The following is a 22,211-nucleotide window of genomic DNA, read 5'->3' on the forward strand; positions in this document are numbered from 1 at the left end:
CATCGGCAAACCAGTTGATCGACACGCCGCCCAGGCTGAAATCCACGTCCCGCACCCGGCTGAACGGCTTCATCCACTCCAAACGACAACCATGAACACCCCAAAAACCATCAGGGTCCTCAATCGACTGGGCGTACATTCTTGTGTAATCTTCCGCTGTCACATGGGGCCGGCGAGGGGCCTCCGCAGCGGGTGAAACGTCTACTGCATCTAGCAACTCTTCTGTCGTCATGATGTCCTCCTCATGCTGCGCCCAGAGCGATCCCAACCCATGGAGATTTCTAGAGCTTGCAGAAGGATCATAGCTGAAATTGTAAATAGATGCGCTTTCTAGCTGGTTTGATTGACATTTTTTGTAAACTCATTTTCGATTTTGCGCCGAGCTTGTAAATACATTCTCAAATTGCAAAATTTTCCAATGTTTACCTTTCAGTAACTTTTTCACTTCCTAGCCTGCCAGGCTCTATCGGTATGCAATTGTATACGATCTGGTCCAGGCATTCGCATGCCACGACCTGCGACAAACTGTCAATCGGAGTTGACGCTTCCCGTTTTTGGCGAATCGATCTTCTTGATCAACCGCCCATCACGCGCGTGCTGCAGGGGTCGGTCTGCGGTCTCCGGCAGGGGCTAGAGCGCACTCGCCCATTGTCCCAAATCTGCCGGCTCAGGGATGCGACCAAGCCGCCGCCGCGGCATTGGGGGTGAGCCACGGGGACGTTGCGCGAGCGGACGATCGGCGCAGAACCGCCGCGCGCAGCTGTTCCAGACCGCTGTCATAGGACGGTCATCGAAGCGTCAGCAATACTTCATGCCAGATGCCGACTGGTGTCACAGACCCGTGCGAGGCTCGACGGCAATCAACCGAAGGAGATCTGAATGCTGCGTTTTCTCATCACACCGACCGCGATGGCCTTGGCCGGCGCCGCTTTGGCCAAAGACACCAGCTATATCGGTGCCGTCGAAACCATCGCCGGCGAAGCGGATGGGCAGGCGCGCGGAACGGTGTTTCTCGATACCAATCGCAATTCGGTGCTCGACGCGGATGAGACCGGCATCGCCGGAGTGATCGTCTCGAACGGGCGTGAGGTTGTCGTCACCTCGGACGATGGGACCTATGCGCTCCCGGCCTACGGCGACATGAACGTCTTCATCACCAAGCCGGCGGGATATGTCACGCCGGTGAATGCCCAGATGGTGCCCCAGTTCGCCTATGTCCATAAGGAGACTGGATCCCCTGATCTGCGCTTTGGCGGGCTTGAACCCACCGGTCCGCTGCCTGCGGCGATCAACTTTCCGCTGATCGAGGATGCCCAGGACGGCGTCTTCGACTGCCTCGTCTTCGGCGATACCCAGCCCTATACCAACCGCGAGGTCGGCTATGTGCGCGACACCCTGGGCACCATGCTGGCGCAGCGGGATATGAGCGACACCGAGTGCCTCATCTTCGCGGGCGACGTGATGGGCGACGACCTCTCGCTCTATGATCGGTTCAAGCAGATCATCGCCGTGGGCCAGACGCCGCAGTACTTCGTGGGTGGCAACCACGACGTCGATTTCGATGCGGCGTCCGATGCGGACAGCTTTGACACCTTCCGCCGCGAATGGGGGCCGGAGTATTGGGCCGCAGAGATCGGCGAAGTGATGTTCCTCGGTCTCGACAACGTCCGTTACCCCTGCAATGGCGTCGATCCACATCCCTTCTGCTCGACCGACAAGACCCACACCTACAATGGCGTGATCAGCGAACGACAGCTCGAATGGCTGGCGAACTTCCTACCAAATGTGCCCGAGGACCGTCTGATCGTGATGACGGCGCATATTCCGTTCCAGACCTTCACGGACAACACTGCCGCCAAACACCAGACGGACAATCTTGACGAGCTCGCCGATCTTCTGGAGGGTCGGCGCGTCCTGGCCTTGGCGGGACATACGCATACCACCGAAAACATCGAAGAGGGCGAGCATTTCCATGGCTGGGAGGAGAACACCAACGTCGCGGGCGCGCCCTTCCACCAGATCATAACGGGTGCGGTCTCGGGCTCGTGGTGGGCGGGTGATCTCAACGATCAGGGCGTGCCGCGCAGCACGCAGCGTCTCGGCAGCCCGCGCGGTTACTATCAGCTGTCCTTCGATGGCAATGAATACGTCGATACCTATCACGTCTTTGGCGAGGCGGGCGCACAGCTGCACGCCAGCTTCAACTCACCGCGGTTCCGGGAGTGGGCGGCGCGGCTGATTGCCTATCGCGATCTCTACCCGCGCACCTTCGATCAGGAGCCGCCGGTGATCAATCGCGATCTTGGCGATCTCTACATGCTGACCAAGGCCGATCTTGCCGAGGGCACCTGGGTTGCGGTCAACGTCTGGAACGGCTCCAAGAGCTCGACAGTCGCTGTCTCGATCAACGAGGCCACGCCGATTGCCGGCACGCGGACCCAGGCTGGTGAAGGCGAAGAGAAGCTGACAGGTCTGGATTACGCCGACCCGCTCGCGATCTGGCAGCAGTCGACGATCAGCTCTGTTTCGGCGCGATCCGTCGACGGCGGCTCCGATACGCAGGGCTACACGACATGGCAGGGCACCGAGTGGTACGGCAAGGCCGGGCCTTATCAGCGCTGGATGCTGACCGACAACAGCCAGCATCTCTGGCGTGCTGACCTGCCTGAGGACCTGCCCGTCGGGGTGCACATGCTGGAGGTGTCGACGACGGACCGCCACGGACGGACCTTCACCCGGAGCTATGCCTTCGAGGTTGTGGAAGAGCTGCCCAATCCGGATTGGCAGGCGGAATTCTGGGAGTAGAAGCCGCCTGTGGCCGCCGTATCCGGCCGCAAAAACACATCACTGGCGCGCTCAGGCGCCGCCGGTGATGTTCACCTTGCCGACGACCTTGGCACCGCTTTCGGTCGTCATGGTCTGGGCTGTCACATCCGCCTGCACATGAGACGAGGCCGCGAAGGTGAGGTCCTCGCACTTGAGGCTGCCCTTGTGCTTGCCTTCGATCGAGATCGTCTTGGCGGATAGCGCACCATCGATTGAACCGCTTTGCTGCACGACAAGCGCCTCGGCGGTGACGTCGCCCACGACGATGCCTTTGACCTCGACACTGCCCTTCTTGGACACCACATTGCCCTCGATGGTCATGTCCTCTTCGATGATCGAATCCGCCACGCTCTCAACCCTTTTCGTCCGATGTCGGCTGAACCTAGAGACGCCACGGTGTTTTGAACAGAGGCAGGGGGAAATGAATCGCCGGCTGAGCGATTGGCCGCCACACCGTACCCGACAGGACGCTGGCGGCGGATGATTATGATACGGGGGCGGCCGGGGGCCTTGCGAGCTTGTAGACCGGTTGCGGCCCCTCGAAGCCGCTGAGCGCATGATCGCCCGCATGCGCGGTGTGCCAACCCGGCTCCAGCCCATCGGCGGTGGCGCGATCCATCAGGATCGGTTCCTTCAACCTCTTGCTCAGCGCCTCGAGCCGCGCCGCGAGGTTTACCGAACTGCCGTATACGGTGAAGGACTGGCGGTCGTCGGAGCCCACCGTGCCGGAGACCAGTTCGCCCGTCGCCAGGCCGATCCTGATCTTGAAGCCATGCGCCGCGGCGACCTGGTGCAGCCGTTCGGCTGTCCTCATCGCAGCTGTCGGATGGTCGGGGATCCCGAGCGGCGCATTGAAGGTGACCAGAAAGCCATCGCCGAGATAGGTGATCACGACGCCGCGTTCTTCGGAGACTGCGCGGGTGGCGTCGGCGAAGAAATGATCGAGGATCTCGATCACGGCCGTCGGGCTGCGTTGCGAGGAGAAGCTTGTGAAACCGGCGATATCCATCACCAGGGTGGTCCCAACCGTTTGTTGCGGCGCCAAGGGGCTGTCGTCTGCGATGAGCCGCCGGGCAATTTCGGCCGGGACGTATTTCCCGAAGAGGGTGCTGACCCGGCGGCGCGTTGCGCGCTCTCTGCGCCATTGCACATCGGAGGCCACCTGCGCAAAGAAGACCGCGCGCGCCCGATAGACGGCCAGGGCAAGGCTGAGGGCGGCGAAGAAGATCATTGCGGTTTCCTCGATCCGATTGCCGCGGCCGATGAAGTCTATCGACAGGAACACCTCTTCATAGTCGCTTCGGGTCGCGTCGGGCGGGATATCTGACCAGGACAGGATGTTTTCCATGCCGCCGGCGACCCAGAGAAAGGCGCCCCACCAGCAGATGACGCAGACCGCACCGGTCCAGATCACCAGCCGCCAGGACAGGCTGAGGCAGGCGACCGCGATGATCGGAAAGAGGTAGTAGATCCCATAGGCGCGAAACGCGATGATCTGCGGCACGTCGTCGGCCCGACTGATCGGAACAAGCGCGAAGGTTGCGCAGATCGCGGCCGTGTCCAGCGCATAGACCGCGTATTTCATCCACCAGCGGTCATGCCGAGTGCCGATCAGCGACAGATGTGTGATCCCGATTGCGGTGAAGATGAGAAGCACAACGATAGCAGCGATGCGCGGCTCGAACCCGGCAAAGAGGATCGGGGTGCCGACGTACCAGATGAAGGCCGCCCCCGTCACGAGCGTGCGGCAGGCGATGGCCAGCCGTAACCCCTGCTCCTCGGCACGTTTAAGCCGCGCGGCGGACTCTCTGGCGAACTCTTCGGTGTCGGTATCGGTCATCTGTCTACTCCCGCGCGACAGATGTGTGGCAAAATGCGGTGCTGGCCAGCCCGCGTGTTGACCCAGGCGTTCAGTCGGGCCTCCAACCAGCCCCGAGAGGCTGATCTCAGGCGCGCGCGGCGATGTGCTGTGCCATGTCCTGCAAGATCGCTTTGGATTGTCTGCAATCGGACAGCCCCGGCTTGCAGACGAAATGCACCTCCTGAGCGGCTGTGGCACTCTGGATGATCACGAGCGTCAGCCTGCCGTATGGCCCGCCGCCGGGCCGGATCAGACAGTCGACCTCGTTGGTGCGCACCAGATCGACGTCGTTGGTTTCGACAAGATCGCGAATGTGATGCTGCAGCGTGCGGTCGTGATGGGGCCAGTTCGCCGGCAGCAGGGACCGCACCTTGGGAGACAAGCCTACCCTGAACTTCTTGCTGTTGATGTCGGGTGCAATCGCTTCGGTCGCGCGTGTCAGGTCCTCGAACACCTGGGTGATCTGAGGCAGATAGTCCTCGCCCTCGCGCGTCATCAGAAGCCCCTGCGGCAAGCGTCTGAAGAGCGCGACACCCAAGGAGCCTTCGAGTTTCTTGACTTGCTGGCTCACGGCACCCGGCGTCAGGCCGAGCTCATCGGCCGCGCCCTTGAAGCTCAGGTGCCGGCCAGCGGCTTCAAAGGCCCGAAGCGTGTTCAAAGAGGGAAGTCGGTAGGTCATGGCGGATCTCCTCACAGCAGACTGCCACGAAAAGAGGGCTTTGCAGACTCAGTATTTCTAGGCCTGCGCGAGAGGCATTCTGGTTTGAGGCGCGCCGCTTTGACGCCCTAGCTTAGGCCTGTGCTTGCAGAGGAGATGATGGTGGCGATCACACTTGAACACATATCAGCGCCGGATGCGCATGATCTCAAGACCGGGTATGCGCAATGCGTTGCCGCCTCGGACGTGCGCCGGACGGTCTATGTCAGCGGACAGATCCCGGTGCGTCCCGATGGGTCGGTGCCGGACACCTTCACGGGTCAGGCGGAGCAGGCGTGGGCCAATGTCGCGGCACAACTCAGGGCTGCCGGGCTTGGGCTCCAAAACATCGTCAGGCATACGACCTATCTCGCGGATCGGGCCCATACCGCCGAAAACAGCGCCGTGCGCCGTCGGGTTCTGGGTAGCCACGACCCCGCGCTCACCGTGATCATCGCGGGGATATTCGATCCGGCCTGGCTTCTGGAGATCGAAGCGGTGGCGGTGGAATGATGCCCGAGATCAGCCGGTCGCTTCACTATGGTGCCGTGCGTGACCGGGCGCGTATCTACCTGGCCATCTTTCGCGAAGTGTCTGCCCGCTACGGGCAGCCGGCCGCGATCAGCGCTCTCAGGGCTGCCAGCCGGGCCCATGGGCTTGAGGTTGGTGCCCGTCTCGCGCATCTGGCGCCGCGGGACTTCAGTGGCATGCTCGACAGCTATTTCCTTGGGCCGGGCAGCGAGACCTACTCGCCCGACGTCAGGGAGCTCAGTGCGACATGCCTTGAGGTGCAGTACATGACCTGCCCGCTCAAGGATGGCTGGCGCGAAATGGGATGCAGCGACGACGAGGTTTGCACACTTCTCAGCTGCGCAACCGGGTTCGATGACGGCGTCTGGCAGGCCGCCGGCTTCGACTACGAACTGGAGACCTGGGCGCCCGGTAAGATCGGATGCTGTCGCACGCGACTGACGGAAAAGCGCGGGACTTGAACGGTCCTCTCAGCGGTCCGCGGTCGAGCGGGCGGCTTGTCGTCCGGCGACTGAGAACGCGTTTGCGGATGCTGCATCCCTGGCCGGCCGAACTTGGGCATTCGTGAGCAACTGTTTGCGGCCGCAGCCTTGTCTACTTCCGGCGGCGCGTCAGCAGGTTGATGGCATCCAGAAGCTCGCCGGTATCGCAGGGTTTCGGCAGTGCCATGTCGGCCCCCAGATCCTTGGTGATCCGCAGAAGGTCCGACAGCCCCTGGTTGCGGATGGCGCCGGAGATCGCGATGATCGGCATCTCTTTCATCCAGGGCTGAAGGTTCCAGCTCAGCGCGCCGCGCAGCCGCGAGATCAAGGAGATGCCGCCGTCTGGAATCGTCTGGTCTTCACGGCGGACAATGATATCGGTGATGAGCAGATCGAAGCGGCCATTGGTAATCATGTCCATCGCTTGCGATGCCGTCGTCGCGGTGCGAACCGCGTGGCCACTCGAGGCCAGTACCTCGCTCAAAACGGAGGCGAAAAGCTCGTCGTCGTCCATGAGAAGTATTTTGGCCAAGTGTCGCTCCAGCAGGTTGGCCCGGTGCGGGCGGCGGCAACAGGTATCTGCCGAAATCGTTTGGCCTGCCACTATAGGAGTGTGGCGCGTGACAGGGAAGGCCCCTTTCAGCTTTTTCGTCCTGCGATCCCCGCGGCGAGCGCCTCTGTAAGGACTTCGGCAAGTTGCGCAGGCGGGCAGGGCTTTTGCAGCATCGGGCCCACGACATCCCCCATTTCGGTGGAGGTAAAGCCGGTGTAGCCGGACATATAGACAACCGGCAGCTCCGGGCGCAGATCACGGGCGCGGCGAGCCAGTTCAAAGCCGCTCATGCCATTCGGCATCACGATATCGGTCAGCATCAGGTCCACCGCGGCGCCACTTTCGATGAGATCCAGCGCGGCCTGGCCAGAACTGGCAGATCGGAACCGAAACCCGAGCTCCTGCACGAGATCCTCCATGACCCCAAGCAAGCTCTCTTCGTCTTCGACCAGCAAGATCGTTTGTCCATCGCCGCGACGCATCGGCAGCCGCGTCATTGGCTCCTCGCGCGCATTTTCGGAGGTGCCGCGGGGCAGAACTATGCGGATGGTACTGCCGAAACCGAGCTCGGAGTAGATGCGCAGCTCGCCATCGGACTTCTGGATGAACCCGTAGACCATGGAGAGGCCGAGGCCACTGCCGGAGCTCGCGTCCTTCGTTGTGAAGAACGGATCGAGTGCGCGGTCTTTCACCTCCTCCGACATGCCGGGGCCATCGTCGGTGACCGAGATCTCGACGTACCGATAGGCGCGTGCATCGTGCCGTGCGATATCCTCGGCGTGCGCCTCTTTCATACCGTCGGCGATGTATGCGTAAGGATCCTGTCGGCGCAGCGAGACATCCGCATCGATTTCATCGAGCGGGCGTGCCTTTACGGTGATGCGCCCACCTTTACCGCCGCGCTTGATCGCATCACGGCTGTTCAGGACGAGGTTCAGCAAGGCGTTGTCGAGCTGGCCGTGATCGCAGTAGATCAGCATGTCCGGATCGGGCGGCACGAAGGTGATAGCGACATCGGCTTCGATGGAGGGACGGACCAGCGCCTCGAACTCGGCGAATACCTCGGAGACCGGGCGCGATCTTGCCACACCTGGCTGCTGTTTGGCAAAGGCGAGCAACCGCCCCGTCAGCTCGCGCCCGCGCTCGACGGCACCCAAGGCGGTCTCCAGCACCCGGTCCGATCTCTCCGACAGGTTGTCTGCGCGCGTCAGTTGCATCGCATAGAGGATGGTCGCAAGCAGATTGTTGAAGTCGTGGGCGATGCCGCCCGTCAGCTGGCCGAGGGCATCCAGCCGCCCCTTGCGCTCGATCTGTTGGCGGTTCTTCTCGAGTTGCGAGACATCGTCCAGCACGATGACACAGCGCAGATCGCTCTTGGGGTCTTTCACCACCGCGCCAGAGACGCGGACATAGCGCTTTTCGATCTGGCCTTTCCGTGTCATCGCGTGGGTCTCGCCGAAAAGGGACTGCCCGATCAGCGCACGGTTGATCGGATCGTTGGAGGCGTCGAGCGGGTGCAGGTCGATCACGTCGAGAAACCTGATCTCTTCAGGCCAGTTAAAGGGGGTCGGGTCGGAGATGCCGTGCAGCATGTGGCGGGCGGCGGGGTTGATCACCTCGACGACGCCTTGGGCATTCAGGCCGATGATCCCGTTCATCGTCGTGTCAAGCACCAGGCGCAGCTGCTCGGAGGTCGCCGCGAGATCCCGGTTGACGTCCTGAAAGCGCTTGCGCGTGCTGTTGATCGCCGCCGCAACCGCGTCGAGATCGTCTTCGGGGGCGGTGCTCGGCCGGTCGAGCTGCAAAGGCGCCTCGACGGTCAGCCAGTCGGGCCTCGAGACATAGTCCGAGACTTGCCTGAGATGGCGGCTCACCAGTCTGAAAAAGATGATCAGGATCGCGATGGACGCGATCCCGGTCTTGGCCATGTTCGACAGGAAGAGCACCACCACCTGCTGGTAGAGGTTGGACCAGATGCCCGCGCGGCTCAGCCCGATCTCCAGTGTTCCCACAGTTGTGACGCCGCGGACGGGATCGCTGTGCACCAGATCGATGACAGTGATCTGGAGCTGTTCGTCCGGGTCCTTGGGTCCGCGGGTCCAGGTGGGCAATTGCTCGGCATAAAGGTTCAGTGCCCCGATGTCGGCGTTTGCGAAGATCCCGTCGATGATCTCGCCGACTTGCTGCTTGTCGAAGGACCACAGCGCCGAGCTGAGGCTTTGACCAAAGCCCTGTTCGATTTGCGAAGTTACTCGCTGCAGCGCCTCGTCCTGGCGTTGAAAGGTCAGGTAGAGCTGCAGCGAGGTGGCCAGCAGCGAAAGGAGCGCATTGATCGCCAGCACCAGCAGCAGAAGCCTGAGCGCCAGCCGATTGTTCCACCGCCGCGGCACGGGGTCAGTCCACAGCGTGTTTTTGCAACAGAACGGCGAGGGACCCGTCTGCCCTCATCTCTGAGAGCGCGGCATTGAAAGACGCGACGATCTGTTCGTGATCGGGCCGGCGCTTGGAGACCGCCATATGGATTTCCTGGTTCGCGAGCGAGGGGTCCAGAAACTCGATCTGCGCCAGCAGCTCGGGGTCTTCTTCGAGAATGGAATGCGTCACCACATGTGTGCTGTCGAGCGTCAGATCCACCCGGCCCGCCGCCACCATCTGCACGCCTTGCAGCGTCGTTGTGACTTCGAACTTGGTCAAGAACTCCGCCCTGTCGAATTCCGGCTCATAGAGAAACCCGGTGCCGACCGCGATAGTGTAGGGTGCGAGGCTCTGCAACCCGTCATAGGTGATCGCTGCCCCCTTCTTGCGAACGAATTTGACCTCTGTCCGGAAGAACGGTTCGGAATAGGTGAGCGCCTTCTGCATCTCGTCATCGAGAAAGAGGCTGGTCACCACATCGTAATCGCCGGCCCGGGCTCCGCTGACCACCCGTGACCAGGGCAAGATCGCAGTGTCGACCTCGAAGCCTGCGCGCGTCAGCACGGCACGCGTCACGTCGATCGAGATGCCCATCCCCGGCAGGCTCTCTCCGGAGAACGGCGGCCATTCATCCGCGACGACAGTGAGCCTCTCCTGCGCGAGAAGTGGGGGCATGCTCAGCATCAGGCTCGCGACGGCGCCGATGATGGCGTGTTTGACAAAGGACACGTTCGGTTTTTCCCGTTATCTCTCGGCGATGTTGTGTTGTGCACGGAAACGGTGGGCCATACAACCCAAGCGAGAGGAGAAATGACAGGCTTGATTCGGGTCGGCCGTGCAGATGTCTGATTAACGCGCGATGGCAGGCCCTGTGGGCAGTGGCCCGGTCAGAGCTGCCTCGCCTCGGCCAGCGTGGAGGATCAGATGAAGGTGTTGTCGCCTTCAGATGGCCCCAGCCAAACCCGTGTGCCCGTCAGCGGAGACGTAGCCGCCCGTCCGGAGCGCCTGCGCTGGACGAATTCCCGAGAGGATGTGGCGCGACTCGCTGTGTCGCGACGGGAAGCGTGGATCTGGCACACCGTTCAGTGCATCAACCCAGCCGTGCACAATTACAACCTATCGTATGGCGATGCATCGCGATACGCGAATCTTCCTTTAAAAAAAGCCATTTGCGCGCATTCGGACGCCACGCAACCCTTTCCAGCTTGTGACGGAGGCGTTAAATTTTGGGCGTGTAACAGAAGAGCTGCGTACGGTTAGGGTTGAATGGCGAATAGAAAATTGGAGCGCGTGCAAACCGGTGTTCGCATCGAAAAGCGCATCTTGAAGGTTCTCAAGGCAATCGCCGCTCAGCACGAGATGTCTCTTGGAGATCTGCTCGAAAACATACTGCTTCACAGCTTCGAAGGCACCTCACCCTTCGAGGCCGAAACGCTCGCTTTCATCGAACAGATGCGCACGGCCTATGGGCTCGATTTGACCTCGGAGGACAGCGTCCAGTTGAGCGACGCCTGACCGCGACCGCACGTCGGGCTTCGGACGCGCCCCCGCGATCACCCTGCTCGTGTCCAGATGTAGCGTCACTTTCTGAGACGGCATCGCAAGCTGTCTTGGGGAAGTGCCGCGGTTTCGAGCAAACGGCTGCCGATGGTCAAAAAACGGTTCGAAAACTGTAGGCCAATCGTTAACAACCCGTTACAAAACATCTCTACCGAAGGTAGAAGTGGGGGTCTGAACGGGCGGGCCGGGGTGGCCGCTGTGATCCCACTGTCTTGGTTTCAACAATGGGATTTGACATGCGCCGCCAAATATACGCGAATGATTTCAACGACTTTCTGGGGCTAGGGGTGAGTGAGACCCCGATTGCAGGCGAATTGGACGGCGCGCTGTGGACAGTCGAAGGGTTCAGCACCCTGTCGGATCTGTCGCGTGGCGAAACCGACGGTGGCGTATCGACGGGGGGCTTCTACGCTCTGAACCGCGCCGATGGTGACAACGCACTCTACCTGCAGCCGGGCGGCAGTGATTTCACGCCCGGCAGCCTGACCCTGGCCCTGGACAGCGGCGACACCGATCTTTCGGATGTGGTGGTCAGCTTTGAGCGTCTCGTCAACAACGATCAGGCGCGCAGCAACTCCTTCGATCTGTCGTTTTCGCTGGACGGTGTGACCTTCTCTCCGCTCGATACCTTTGCGAGCGGTGGCGCGCCAGATGTCAACGGGGTGGCTGCCTCGACCGTCGCGGTGCCGTTGCCCGACCTGCCCGCCAATTCCACCGTCTATCTGCGCTGGAGCGGTGATGATGTTGCAGGCAGCGGCGCGCGCGACGAATTCGGGCTCGACAACCTGCTTGTCGACGGTCTTGAGGCTACCGACGGCGAAGGCGGTGTCTTTACGCTGGAGTTGCTGCATATCGCCGACCAGGAAGCCTCGTCATCCGCCGTGGTCGATGCGCCGAACCTGTCCGCCGTGCTGAACGCGCTGCGCGACCAGGATCTGGGTGACGATGGGATTGCCGACAACACCCTGACCCTCTCCTCGGGTGATGCGATCATCCCGGGCGTCTTCTTCGATGCCTCCGAGGCGATTTTCGGGTCGGCGGGCATCGCCGATATCCAGATCCAGAACGAGCTGGGCATTCAGGCCATTGCCTTGGGCAACCACGAGTTCGACTTCGGCACTGAGGCGCTCGCCGAGCTGATCTCGGGAGATGCGCCGGGCGATGTCTTCGGCACTGATTTTGGCGGCACGGAGTTCGCCTATCTCTCCGCCAACCTCGACTTCTCGACCGACGCCAACCTCGCACCGCTCGAAGTGGCGGGCGGCGCGGCACCGATGGGCAATACGGTGACCTCCTCGGTGGTGCTGGAGTCGGGTGGCGAGACAATCGGTGTGATCGGAGCGACGACCCCGACACTTGGCCGCATCTCCAGCCCCGGCGATCTGGCCATTCTGCCCGGCGACTTCGACGACACGCCCACACCGGCGCAGCTGGATGCCCTCGCCGCGCAGATCCAGACGGAAGTGGATGCGCTGCTGGCGGCTGATCCGAGCATGAACAAGATCATCCTGCTGTCGCATATGCAGCGGCTGTCTATCGAGCAGGAATTGGCCGCGCGTCTCGAACATGTCGACGTGATTGTCGCGGGCGGCTCCAACACGCGGCTCTTTGATGAGACCGACCGTCCGCGCGACGGCGACAGCGTGCAGGGCGAGTACCCGATCTTCATCGAGAATGCGAGTGGGACGCAGACCGCGGTCGTGAACACCGATGGAAGCTACAAATATGTCGGCCGCCTGGTGATCGACTTCGATGAGGACGGCAACATCATCCCCGGCTCCTACGATCCCGACATCTCGGGTGCCTATGCCACAGATGCACAGGGCGTCGCCGATCTGAATGCCGAAGGGTTGGTCGATCCGGAGATCCAGGCCATCGCCGATGCGATCGAGGCGCAGATCATCGCAACCGAATCCAATGTCTTCGGCGCCTCCGAGGTCTTCCTGAACGGGAACCGCTCGGGCGCGGAGGGCGACCCGGACGGGGTGCGCACGCAAGAGACCAACCTTGGAAATCTGACCGCGGATGCCAATCTTGCCGCGGCGAAAGAGATCGACGATACGGTGGTCGTCTCGATCAAGAACGGCGGCGGCATTCGCGCCTCGATCGGTGAAAGCGTTGTGCTGCCGGGCGATACGGTCGCCACGCGCCTGCCCAATGGTGAGTTGGTCGACGGCGACGGCAATGTGATCAAGCCCGAGGGCGGGATCAGCCAGAACGATATCCAGACGACGCTCGCCTTCAACAATGGCTTGACCTTGCTGACCCTGACAAAGGCCGAACTGGTCGCCGTGCTGGAGCATGGTGTGGGCGGGTTGCCGGGGGTCGCAGGCCGCTTCCCGCAGGTGTCAGGCGTCGAGTTTTCCTTCGACCCCGACCTGCCTGCGGGCGGCCGTATCGTGAATGCGGAAATCGTCGATGAGACCGGCGGCCAGATCGCCGAGCTGGTCCGAGATGGCGCGATCAGCGGTGACGCGAGCCAGGAGTTTCGCATTGTGACGCTGAACTTCCTCGCCGGCGGTGGCGACGGCTTCCCCTTTCCGGAGGGTGACAGCGCCAACCGCGTGGATCTGGCCGAGGATGGCGGGCCGCGTACGGGCGAGGCGACATTTGCGGATGATGGCTCCGAACAGGATGCGCTGGCAGAATTTCTTGCCGATCTCGACACCCCCTTCGCAGAGGCCGATACGGACCCGTCCGGCGATGCACGGATCCAGAACCTGAACTTCCGCGACGACACGGTCTTTGAGGGTGGCGGCGGTGAGGAGAGCGTGGTGATCAACGAGGTCCTCTCGAGCACTGCGGGCACCGATTCCGAATATATCGAGCTCTTCGGCACGCCCGGCGCTTCGCTCGACGGGCTCAGCCTCATTGCGGTCGAAAGCGATGCCGGCACATCGAAAGGTACCATTGACTTCCGGCTCGACTTCGATGCCGGCACGGTTCTGGGCGACAACGGGTTTCTGCTGTTGGCCAACCAGACGGCCGAGGCCACCTATGGTGTGACAGCCAATATCGCCATCCCGGCAAATGCGCTGGAGAATGGCTCTTCGACCTTTGCTCTGGTGGAAACGGCCAGCCTTTCGGGCGACGCCCTCACCGGGTCGGAAGTGGTGATCGATTCCGTCGCCACGCTCGATGCGGATGGTGACACCGCCGATCTGGGCGCACCCGCCGTCGGCCCCGACGGAACGTTTTTGCCCGCGGGTCTCGGCCGCATCGAGGACGGGGTGGATACCGACACGGCGGCGGATTTCGAGATCTTGAGCTTTGGCAACGACCCAGAGGTGAACACCCCCACGGCGGGCACAGGCCTTGGGGGCGGTGGTGGCGGCGGTGGCAGCATCGACGATGCGCCGACGCTGATCAGTGACATCCAGGGCAGCGGCGCGGCCAGCGATCTCGTCGGCCAGACTGTCGTGGTCGAAGCCATTGTGACCGGCGACTTCCAGAACGGCGACGGCGACAGCTTCCGCGACCTGGGCGGCTTCTTCCTGATGGAGGAAACCGACGATCAGGACGACAGCACGGCCACCTCAGAAGGCATCTTTGCGTTCGAGGGCGGCGGCGATCTGCTGAGCGACGTGGAAGATGGCGACAAGGTCCGCGTGCTCGGCACGGTGATCGAACGGTTCGGCAAAACCACGATTGAAGTGCGCGAGATCCGGGTGGAAGAGGCCGGCGCGGTCGATCCACTCTCGCTCGCGCAGTCGATTGAACTGCCGGATCTCGATGACCGCGAGGCCTACGAGAGCATGTTGGTCACCGTTGACGAGGCGCTGACCTTCTCGGAAAGCTTCGACTACGAGGATTTCGGCCGCGCGGTCCTGACATCGGACGGTCCCGTCTACCAATACAGCCAGCTCAACACACCCGATGTGGCGGGCAACGCGGCGTACCTGGAAGAGGTCGCCAACCGCACCATCGCGATCGACGATGGCACCAACACGCAGCGGGGCGATTTCGACCCGATCACGCTGCCTGACGGCTCGCTTGTCGAAGGGCCGGTCGACGGTGTGCGCATGGGCCAGTCCGTCGACGGCCTGACCGCGATCATGGATTTCGACTTCGGCGAGTTCCGGTTGCGTCTGCCCGAGGGCGAGGAGTTCGATCTCGATGAAGACACCAACCCGGTCCCGACCGAGCCCGAAGATGTGGGCAGCGACTACAAGGTCGGTTCGCTGAATGTGCTGAATTACTTCACCACGCTTGGTGGCCAGATCGACAACGGTGAAAATGCGCGCGGGGCCGAGAACCCCGAAGAGCTTGCCCGCCAGACCGAAAAGCTGGTGCAGACGATCCTCGGGATGGACAGCGACGTGATCGGCCTCATTGAAATCGAGAACGATTTTGCCGGCGACGAGTTTGCCATCAAAACGCTGGTCGGTGAGTTGAACGCGGCGGTCGGCTCGGAGGTCTGGAGCTTTGTCGACCCGGGTCGCGAGTTTGTCGGTGATGATGCCATCGCAGTGGCGTTCATCTACGACACCACAACCACCAAGCTGGTCGGCGATGCGGCGGTGCTGGACACCGATGCCTTCCTCGATCCGCTGGGCGCGGGGCAGGGCGGCGACGCGTTCAACCGCGCCGCTCTGGCTCAGAGTTTCGAGCAAATCGAGACCGGTGGGGTCTTCACGGCATCCGTCAACCATCTCAAATCGAAAGGGTCCCCCACGGGCGCTGTCGAGGATCAGGATCAGGGCGACGGGGCAGGGCGGAACAACGCCACCCGCGAGTTGGCGGCGCAGGAACTTGCTGCCTGGCTCGAGACCGATCCCACCGGCGTCGATGACGAGGATGTCATGATCCTCGGCGATCTCAACGCCTACGCGCGCGAAACCCCGATCCAGGTGCTGGAAGCGGCGGGCTACACAGATCTCGCGCGGGAACTCGAAGGGGATGATGTCTATTCCTACCGCTTCAGCGGCCAGATCGGCACGCTGGACTACGTATTGGCGAACGACGCGCTGAAGGATCAAGTCACGGGCGCGACCACGTGGAATGTGAATGCCGACACGCCGGTCTTCTTCGATTACAATCTCGACGACACGTTCACCGATCCGAACACCCAGCGCCCGATCGATCAGGGGCTCTTCGATGGGTCGAGCCCGCTGCGTGGCTCGGACCATGATCCGGTGGTCGTCGGCCTCGATCTTGACCGCGACAGCCCGCTGCTCATTGCAGGAACGGAGAAAAACGACCGCCTGTTCGGAACCGATTCGGCGGAACGCATCGTTTCGGGGGGTGGCAGGCTCGACGTGATGTCGGGCGGCGGCGAGGCCGACACCTTCGTCTTCACCGACACCGACGACCGCCGCGACAGCCTGCGCATCCTCGACTTCGAGGCGGGACTCGACACGCTGGATCTCGACGGCGCTGTGATCGCCGCAGTGCGCACGCTGGGCCGCGACAACCTGCTGCTGCAGCTCGACGAGGATCGCGACAGCATTTTCCTGCGTGGCATCGACGATCTGGACGACATCACCATCATCAACGAAGGTGTCCTCGACATCGCATAGCGTTACCGGCTCGGCGGACCTCGCCGCGCCCTCTACCCCTGAAGGATTTGAAAATGAAACTATTGCATGCTCTTGTGGCGGGACTTCTGCTGTTGGCCCCGTTGTCGGTCCAAGCGGCCACCATTCTGGTGTACGAGGCCGATGGCGAAGGGGTCGTGACCGATGGCGCCACTACGGGCTTTTTCGGTGATTTCTTCGATCTCGACGCCGATGACATCGACATTGCCGCCAGTGCCGACACGACAACCGGTGATCTGGACGCCTCGCTGCTGGTCTCGACCTTGAGCGGCGCGACGCTGTTGGAGAGCACTACCGTTGTCAGCAGCAGCCTGACGATCAACGATCCGAACGACGATGGCTCCCCGAGCGAAGACTTTTTCACCATCGTCTTCGGCAACCTGTCGGGGGATGACACCGGGTTGTTCGGCGATGTGGCGACGGTGGTTTTCTCCTTCTTCGAAGAGACAGAGCAGGACGGCCTCTACGCGCCGGTGAATGCGCAAGTCTTTTCGGATCTGACGCCGATTCCGGCTCCAGCCTCTTTGCCCTTGCTCGCTGCGGGCCTCGGGGGGCTGCTTGCCCTCCGCCGCCACAAGATGCGTTGAGCAAGGGACAATGCGTCATCTTTCGGGGCGGCTGCGCGCCGCCCCAAGCCGTCCGTGTTTCGCGCATGTCACGCGGGGCTGGTGCCGCTGGCGCGCAGCATGTTCGGTAGGACACCTGAAACCGCGCCGCCTCATAGGCGAAGAACGGGAATTGTGGTAAACACGCGGTATTGGTTAACGAGATGTCCTGGATTTTTCGATGGGGCGGCATTTAGTACTGACGGTTCACGGTATTGGTGAACAGAAACCCGGCGAGACGGTCGATGCGGTCGTCGGCACCGCGACGACCCGGTTTCCTGGTGTCGACCGTACGCCCGTGACCGTCGAACGTGATTTCATCCCGCTCGGCGAGGCTCCGTTTGACGGAACAGAACGCCACGCGCAGCTGTTTCCGATGCACCTGCGCCGGGTGCGTCCCGTGGGCGGCGACGATGAAGCGCTCTTCGCAGAGGTCTACTGGGCCGACCGTTCGCCCGCCCCCACCGGGCCCTTCCGCACCCTCTTCGATCTGCTGAAGGTGGTTCTTGGGCTTGGCTACCTCGCCATGGATAACGTGGAGAACAACCGCGGCTGGGTCCCCATCGGGATCGTGCACTTCTTTACTTGGGTGTTCTATGGTCTCGTTGCACCGCTCAACGCGATGCTGGCTGTCGGTGCGGCGTTGCTCTTGGTCGATGTCACGCCGCTTGACATCGTGCCCAGCGACACGGCACCGGCTGACCGAAGCTGGACGGATGTGCCGCTGATTACGATGTTCTTCCTGCATGGCGCGCTGACCCTCGGGGTGGGGGCCGTGACAGCGGCGCGGGCCAGGACCTATCTGGTGCGGATTTTCGGGCGTGGGATGACGGCCCTCGGCGTGGTGATGCTGTTCTTGTGGGAGTACGGTGTCTTCGGCGGTGACTTCTGTACCCATGTCAGCTGCGACTTCCAGACAGAGAGCGGCTTTGCCAACCTCACGGCCTTTGTCCGCTACAGTGTCGCGGCCCTTGGCGTGGCCTGGGCTGGGGTAGTGGTGCTGGCGCTCGCAAGCTATGCAAGCCTGCTGTTTCGGCGGAATGCCCCTGAGCCACGTGAAGACAGAGGGCACCGCAACATCTATCCCAGCATCTGCACCGCCATGATTGTCTTCTGGATGGTGATCTCGAGCGCGATCTGGATGGGCTTTGTCGAGTTGGTCGAGACCACGGCAGAGAACACCACAACCACCGGGCTGACCCTGCTGGACGACTATTTCGCAGGGCCCATGAACGATGCGATGGGCACCCTGTCGATCACCTTTGCAGGTCTCATACTGATCGTGATCATCGGTGTGGCGCTCGTTGTGGTGCGGGTGATGAACAAGGAGTTGCTCTACAAGCAAAGCGAGCTTGCCTCGCGCGTCATCCTGAACCTTGGGCTGCAATGGGGGTTCTTCGTGGTACTGGTGATGATTGCCGGATTTATCGCCTATGATGTGCTCCATGGCACGCCCGCTGATACCGTCCCGGCGGAGTGTGTGCCCGCCCAGGCGACGCGATCTTTCGATCAGGCGGCGGCCTGTCTGCAAGCCGCCACACCTTATGTAACGACAGCCCTTCTGGGCCTCTTTGTTCTGATCTACAATTTCTCGGACATTGTGGCCGGCGGCTTGGGCGTTGTGCGGGACATCGTGACCTACGCGGTTGTCCGGAACTGCAAATGGCTGAGCTCTGTCGAGGAGCGCCGCCCCAATTTCCACGAGCGCAATGCCATCGACGCACGCTTTCGCCGCGTGCTTTACTACGGCATCGAGGCGCTGACGCCGGATCGGATCACGATCATCGCGCACTCGCAGGGCACTGTGATCGCCACCCAGATGCTGCAGAACGCATGGGTCAAGCGCCGGATTGCCGAACTCGCCGATGTTCTGCCGAGCGGACGGCCGCCCGAGGTCACGCTGGTGACCATGGGTTCACCCGTGACCCACATTTATCGGCGGTACTTTAAGCAGTTCTTCCAGGTTCCGCTGGAGAACATGCCCGACGGCATGGTTTGGCATAACATCCACCGCGCCGATGACTTCGTTGGTACCACAATCGACGGGGTGGAGGGGCTGGCTGGCAACTGGGCGGTGCCGGCGGGCGGGCACACGGGCTACTTCACCGATTTCCACGTCTGGGACCGGCTCTGGAACACCGTCGGCTTCCGCCTGGTCTGACCCTAGACAGTTCCCCCGAGGCTACCCTCGAGCTGCACCATCTCCTGGCCACCGGCCATCATGTCTTGCAACTCTTCGGGCGTGATCTCGCCCCGCACGGCCGTCCCAAGCGTCTGGCCGCGATTGAGCACCGTGAAGCGGTCGCCCACCGCCATCGCGTGACGCACATTGTGGGTGATGAAGACCACCGCGATGCCCTGCTTGCGGACCTTGTCGATGGTTGCCAGCACGTTCGCCGTCTGCCGCACGCCGAGCGCTGAGGTCGGCTCATCCAGGATCAGCACCTTGGCGCCGAAGTAGACCGCGCGCGCAATTGCCACCGTCTGCCGCTCGCCGCCCGAAAGCGTGCCCACCGCCTGATCCGGCCCGCGCAGGTTGATGCCCATCTTGCGCATTTCCTCCATGGTCACACGGTTGGCAAAATCATGGTCGAAAAAGCTGATCCCGGCGATCTTCTTCATTGGTTCGTTGCCCATGAAGAAATTCCGGCTCACGGACATCAGAGGGATCATCGACAGGTGCTGGTGTACGGTCGCGATCCCGGCGGCCATCGCATCCCGCGGGTCCGCGAAATCGAGCGGCTTGCCCTCGAAGATGATCTCGCCGGCCGTGGGTTTATGCACGCCGGACATGGTCTTGATGAAGGTGGATTTGCCCGCACCGTTGTCGCCCAGCAGGCAGTGACACTCGCCCGGAAACACATCGACCGACACGCCCGCGAGCGCGATCACCGAGCCGAAGTGCTTTTCGATGTTCTTCATCTGAATGATCGGATCGGACATCAGCGCTCTCCCGTGATGATGCGGCGGATATAGGTGTTCAGGATCACCGCAAAGAGCAGAATGACGCCCAGGAACACCCGGAAAAGGCTGGACTCAACACCTGCGAAGAACAGCCCCTGCTGCACAACGCCGAAGATCAGCGCCCCAAGCGCGGCCCCGATGACCGAGCCGTAACCGCCTGTGAGAAGCGCGCCGCCGATCACCACCGCGATGATCGCTTCGAACTCCTTGAGCAGCCCCCGGTCGGCGCCCGCCGAGCCGAATTCCATGACCTGGCACACCGCAAAGACCGTGGCGCAGAAGGCGGTGAACATGAACATCAGGATTTTCACCTTGTTCACCGGCACGCCCGAGTTGCGCGCGGCCTCAGCATCGCCGCCCGCGGCGAAAATCCAATTGCCGAAGCGTGTGCGGGTCAGCAGGATATGCCCGAAGATGATCAAAGCAATGGCCCAGACGATCAGCATCGGGATGCCATCAACGACCGGTTGCCCGGCGCGCGTGCCGCGTTCGAAGACACCGATCACACCCATGTCGCCCAGCCACTGAAAGATCGGCTGGCCGATCTTGCCGCCGAAGATCGGGGCGAGCCAGTCGCCCTCGGCTGCGTCGCGAATGCCACCGATGATCGTCTTCCGCTCGACCGTTTGCGGGATGTAGATCGTGAAGCCGCGCAGGATGAAGAGGAAGGCCAGCGTCACGATGAAGCTCGGCAGGCCGGTGCGCACCACGATCCAGCCGTTGAGCGCTCCGAGCCCACAGCAAATCACGAAGGTGATGAGGATCGCCATCCACATGGGCCAGGCCAGCACCACGCCGAAGACGGCGATCATCATGCCCGCAAAGCCGATCATCGAGCCGACCGAGAGGTCAAACTCTCCTGCGATCATCAGAAGGCAAGCGCCCACGGCGATGATCATGAATTGCGCCGAGACAATCGACCAGTTCATCACGCCCTGGCTGTTGAACATGCCGCTGTCGAAGGCGAAAAGCGCAAACAGCGTGAAGACCGCCACCGTGCCGACCATCCCGCCCAGCTCGGGCCGGATCAGCGCGCGGCGGAGCGGTGATATCTCTTTTATTCGCTCGTCGGTGTCGGTGGTGTCTGCCACGGCCTCATCCCCCGATGCATGCAGAAAGTGAGAAAGAGGGCGGCCTCCATCCGTCCGAGGGCCGCCCTGAGTTGTGTCAGAAGATCAGCGGTATTCGCCCGCAAACTCTTCGACCTTGGCCAGCGCGTCCTTGGTCACGAAGCCCGGGCCGGAGTTGATGTTGTTGCCCGGCAGCACGCCATAGCGGTCCCAGTTCGCCAGAATCACGACGGGCATATAGGCTTGCAGGAAGGGCTGCTGGTCGATGCCCCAGTTGATGGTGCCGTCCTGGATTGCCTTCACGATCTCTTCGCCCAGATCGAACGTGCCGAAATGGATCGCACCGGCCATGCCGTTTTCCTGCAGCGCCGCGATGGTCGGGTCGGCCGAGACCGGGCCCAGTGTCAGGATGCCGTCCACATCCGGGTTGGCCGACAGATACGCCAGCACCTTGTTCTTGATCTCCGAGGGGTCGGTGCCGCTGTCCATCATTGAATCGCCAAGGTCGATGCCCAGACCATCCGCATAGCCGCGGCAGCGCTCGCCCACGGTGGGCTGCTGGATCGCGTGGTTCACGCAGAGGAAGTTGGTCACGCCCTCATCCTTGGCGCGCAGCCCCGCAGCATAGCCTGCGTCATACTCCGGCTGGCCGACATACATCAGCGCGCCCACTTCGCGCGCCTGCTCCGGCGTGCCGGTGTTCATGATGATCACGTCAATGCCCTGATCCACGGCCGCTGAAATCGGCCCTTTCAGCACGTCGAAATCCGCCAGAGTGGTAATGATGCCATCGGGGCCGGACGCTGTCGCCTGCTCGATGATCCGCGCCATATCGGCGATGTCACCCGTGGGCGGGTTGCGGTACTCGACCTCGGCGCCCACTTGCTCGCCAGCCAGCGCAATGCCGTTCTTGATCGTGTTCCACCAGGTGTCGCTGTCCGGCGCGTGGCTAACGAGAATGTATTTCTCGCCCTCGGCTGCCGCGGTCTGCGCAACCGTAAAGGACGCGGCAGCCACTGCCGTGGCCAGCATCAGGTTCTTCATCAGTGATGTCATGTTTTCCTCCCAAGGGTTCACCGTTTTCGAGGCGCGCGGGTGAACTTCGTCACC

At 62.2% G+C, this 22,211-nt stretch carries 17 protein-coding genes; 7 read left to right on the forward strand and 10 right to left on the reverse strand.

What is annotated here, in order from left to right:
- Positions 1 to 232, reverse strand: a 232-nt coding sequence (locus MUB52_RS11875; protein WP_318527421.1) for an acetyl-coenzyme A synthetase N-terminal domain-containing protein, incomplete at its 3' end; no start/stop codon positions are given.
- Between the two features lie 647 nt (positions 233 to 879).
- Between MUB52_RS11875 and MUB52_RS11880 the strand changes: the two genes are divergently transcribed.
- Positions 880 to 2,805: a calcineurin-like phosphoesterase C-terminal domain-containing protein gene (locus tag MUB52_RS11880; protein WP_263844446.1), complete on the forward strand. Its 1,926-nt coding sequence runs from the start codon at positions 880 to 882 to the stop codon at positions 2,803 to 2,805.
- 51 nt (positions 2,806 to 2,856) lie between these two features.
- Here the strand turns inward: MUB52_RS11880 and MUB52_RS11885 are convergent, their stop codons facing one another.
- From MUB52_RS11885 to MUB52_RS24000, 3 genes are all read right to left on the reverse strand, one after another.
- The gene (locus tag MUB52_RS11885) at positions 2,857 to 3,174 is read right to left on the reverse strand and encodes a bactofilin family protein (protein ID WP_263844447.1); all 318 of its coding nucleotides are present in this window, start codon (positions 3,172 to 3,174) and stop codon (positions 2,857 to 2,859) included.
- 136 nt (positions 3,175 to 3,310) lie between these two features.
- Positions 3,311 to 4,666 (reverse strand): adenylate/guanylate cyclase domain-containing protein, encoded by a 1,356-nt coding sequence (locus MUB52_RS11890; protein WP_263844448.1) that lies wholly within the window; start codon positions 4,664 to 4,666, stop codon positions 3,311 to 3,313.
- Between the two features lie 106 nt (positions 4,667 to 4,772).
- Positions 4,773 to 5,366 (reverse strand): LysR family transcriptional regulator, encoded by a 594-nt coding sequence (locus tag MUB52_RS24000; protein ID WP_318527422.1) that lies wholly within the window; start codon positions 5,364 to 5,366, stop codon positions 4,773 to 4,775.
- Between the two features lie 141 nt (positions 5,367 to 5,507).
- Here MUB52_RS24000 and MUB52_RS11900 point away from each other — a divergent pair, with 141 nt between their 5' ends.
- Entirely contained in the window at positions 5,508 to 5,897 is a 390-nt protein-coding gene (locus tag MUB52_RS11900) for a RidA family protein (protein ID WP_263844449.1), read from the forward strand.
- Positions 5,894 to 6,376 carry an L-2-amino-thiazoline-4-carboxylic acid hydrolase gene (locus tag MUB52_RS11905; protein ID WP_263844450.1) on the forward strand — a complete coding sequence of 161 codons (483 nt, stop codon included), beginning with the start codon at positions 5,894 to 5,896 and terminating at the stop codon, positions 6,374 to 6,376. Before MUB52_RS11900 ends, MUB52_RS11905 begins: the two co-directional genes overlap by 4 nt.
- Before the next feature lie 133 nt (positions 6,377 to 6,509).
- Here the strand turns inward: MUB52_RS11905 and MUB52_RS11910 are convergent, their stop codons facing one another.
- From MUB52_RS11910 to MUB52_RS11920, 3 genes are all read right to left on the reverse strand, one after another.
- Positions 6,510 to 6,929 carry a response regulator transcription factor gene (locus tag MUB52_RS11910; RefSeq protein ID WP_263844451.1) on the reverse strand — a complete coding sequence of 140 codons (420 nt, stop codon included), beginning with the start codon at positions 6,927 to 6,929 and terminating at the stop codon, positions 6,510 to 6,512.
- Between the two features lie 107 nt (positions 6,930 to 7,036).
- Entirely contained in the window at positions 7,037 to 9,340 is a 2,304-nt protein-coding gene (locus MUB52_RS11915; protein ID WP_263844452.1) for an ATP-binding protein, read from the reverse strand.
- A 4-nt stretch (positions 9,341 to 9,344) separates the two neighbouring features.
- On the reverse strand, positions 9,345 to 10,094 hold the full coding sequence (locus MUB52_RS11920; protein ID WP_263844453.1) for a substrate-binding periplasmic protein: 750 nt from the start codon (positions 10,092 to 10,094) through the stop codon (positions 9,345 to 9,347).
- A gap of 537 nt (positions 10,095 to 10,631) precedes the next feature.
- On the opposite strand from MUB52_RS11920, the gene MUB52_RS11925 reads away from it, so the two are divergent.
- From MUB52_RS11925 to MUB52_RS11940, 4 genes are all read left to right on the forward strand, one after another.
- Positions 10,632 to 10,880 carry a hypothetical protein gene (locus tag MUB52_RS11925; RefSeq protein WP_263844454.1) on the forward strand — a complete coding sequence of 83 codons (249 nt, stop codon included), beginning with the start codon at positions 10,632 to 10,634 and terminating at the stop codon, positions 10,878 to 10,880.
- 281 nt (positions 10,881 to 11,161) lie between these two features.
- Positions 11,162 to 16,444 (forward strand): ExeM/NucH family extracellular endonuclease, encoded by a 5,283-nt coding sequence (locus tag MUB52_RS11930; RefSeq protein ID WP_263844455.1) that lies wholly within the window; start codon positions 11,162 to 11,164, stop codon positions 16,442 to 16,444.
- Between the two features lie 53 nt (positions 16,445 to 16,497).
- Complete coding sequence (locus MUB52_RS11935; RefSeq protein ID WP_263844456.1) at positions 16,498 to 17,049, forward strand: PEP-CTERM sorting domain-containing protein; 552 nt, start codon at positions 16,498 to 16,500, stop codon at positions 17,047 to 17,049.
- 199 nt (positions 17,050 to 17,248) lie between these two features.
- On the forward strand, positions 17,249 to 19,228 hold the full coding sequence (locus MUB52_RS11940) for a hypothetical protein (RefSeq protein WP_263844457.1): 1,980 nt from the start codon (positions 17,249 to 17,251) through the stop codon (positions 19,226 to 19,228).
- 2 nt (positions 19,229 to 19,230) lie between these two features.
- Here MUB52_RS11940 and MUB52_RS11945 read toward each other — a convergent pair whose 3' ends face one another.
- From MUB52_RS11945 to MUB52_RS11955, 3 genes are all read right to left on the reverse strand, one after another.
- The gene (locus MUB52_RS11945) at positions 19,231 to 20,010 is read right to left on the reverse strand and encodes an ATP-binding cassette domain-containing protein (protein WP_263844458.1); all 780 of its coding nucleotides are present in this window, start codon (positions 20,008 to 20,010) and stop codon (positions 19,231 to 19,233) included.
- Positions 20,010 to 21,122, reverse strand: a complete 1,113-nt coding sequence (locus MUB52_RS11950) for an ABC transporter permease (RefSeq protein ID WP_263844459.1) — start codon at positions 21,120 to 21,122, stop codon at positions 20,010 to 20,012. The genes MUB52_RS11945 and MUB52_RS11950 overlap by 1 nt, the downstream gene beginning before the upstream one ends.
- Positions 21,123 to 21,206: 84 nt before the next feature.
- The gene (locus MUB52_RS11955) at positions 21,207 to 22,157 is read right to left on the reverse strand and encodes a sugar ABC transporter substrate-binding protein (protein ID WP_263844460.1); all 951 of its coding nucleotides are present in this window, start codon (positions 22,155 to 22,157) and stop codon (positions 21,207 to 21,209) included.
- Positions 22,158 to 22,211 lie beyond the last annotated feature (54 nt).

Origin of the sequence: Roseobacter sinensis, from assembly GCF_025755255.1 — a bacterium.
Taxonomy (GTDB): Bacteria; Pseudomonadota; Alphaproteobacteria; order Rhodobacterales; family Rhodobacteraceae; genus Roseobacter; species Roseobacter sinensis.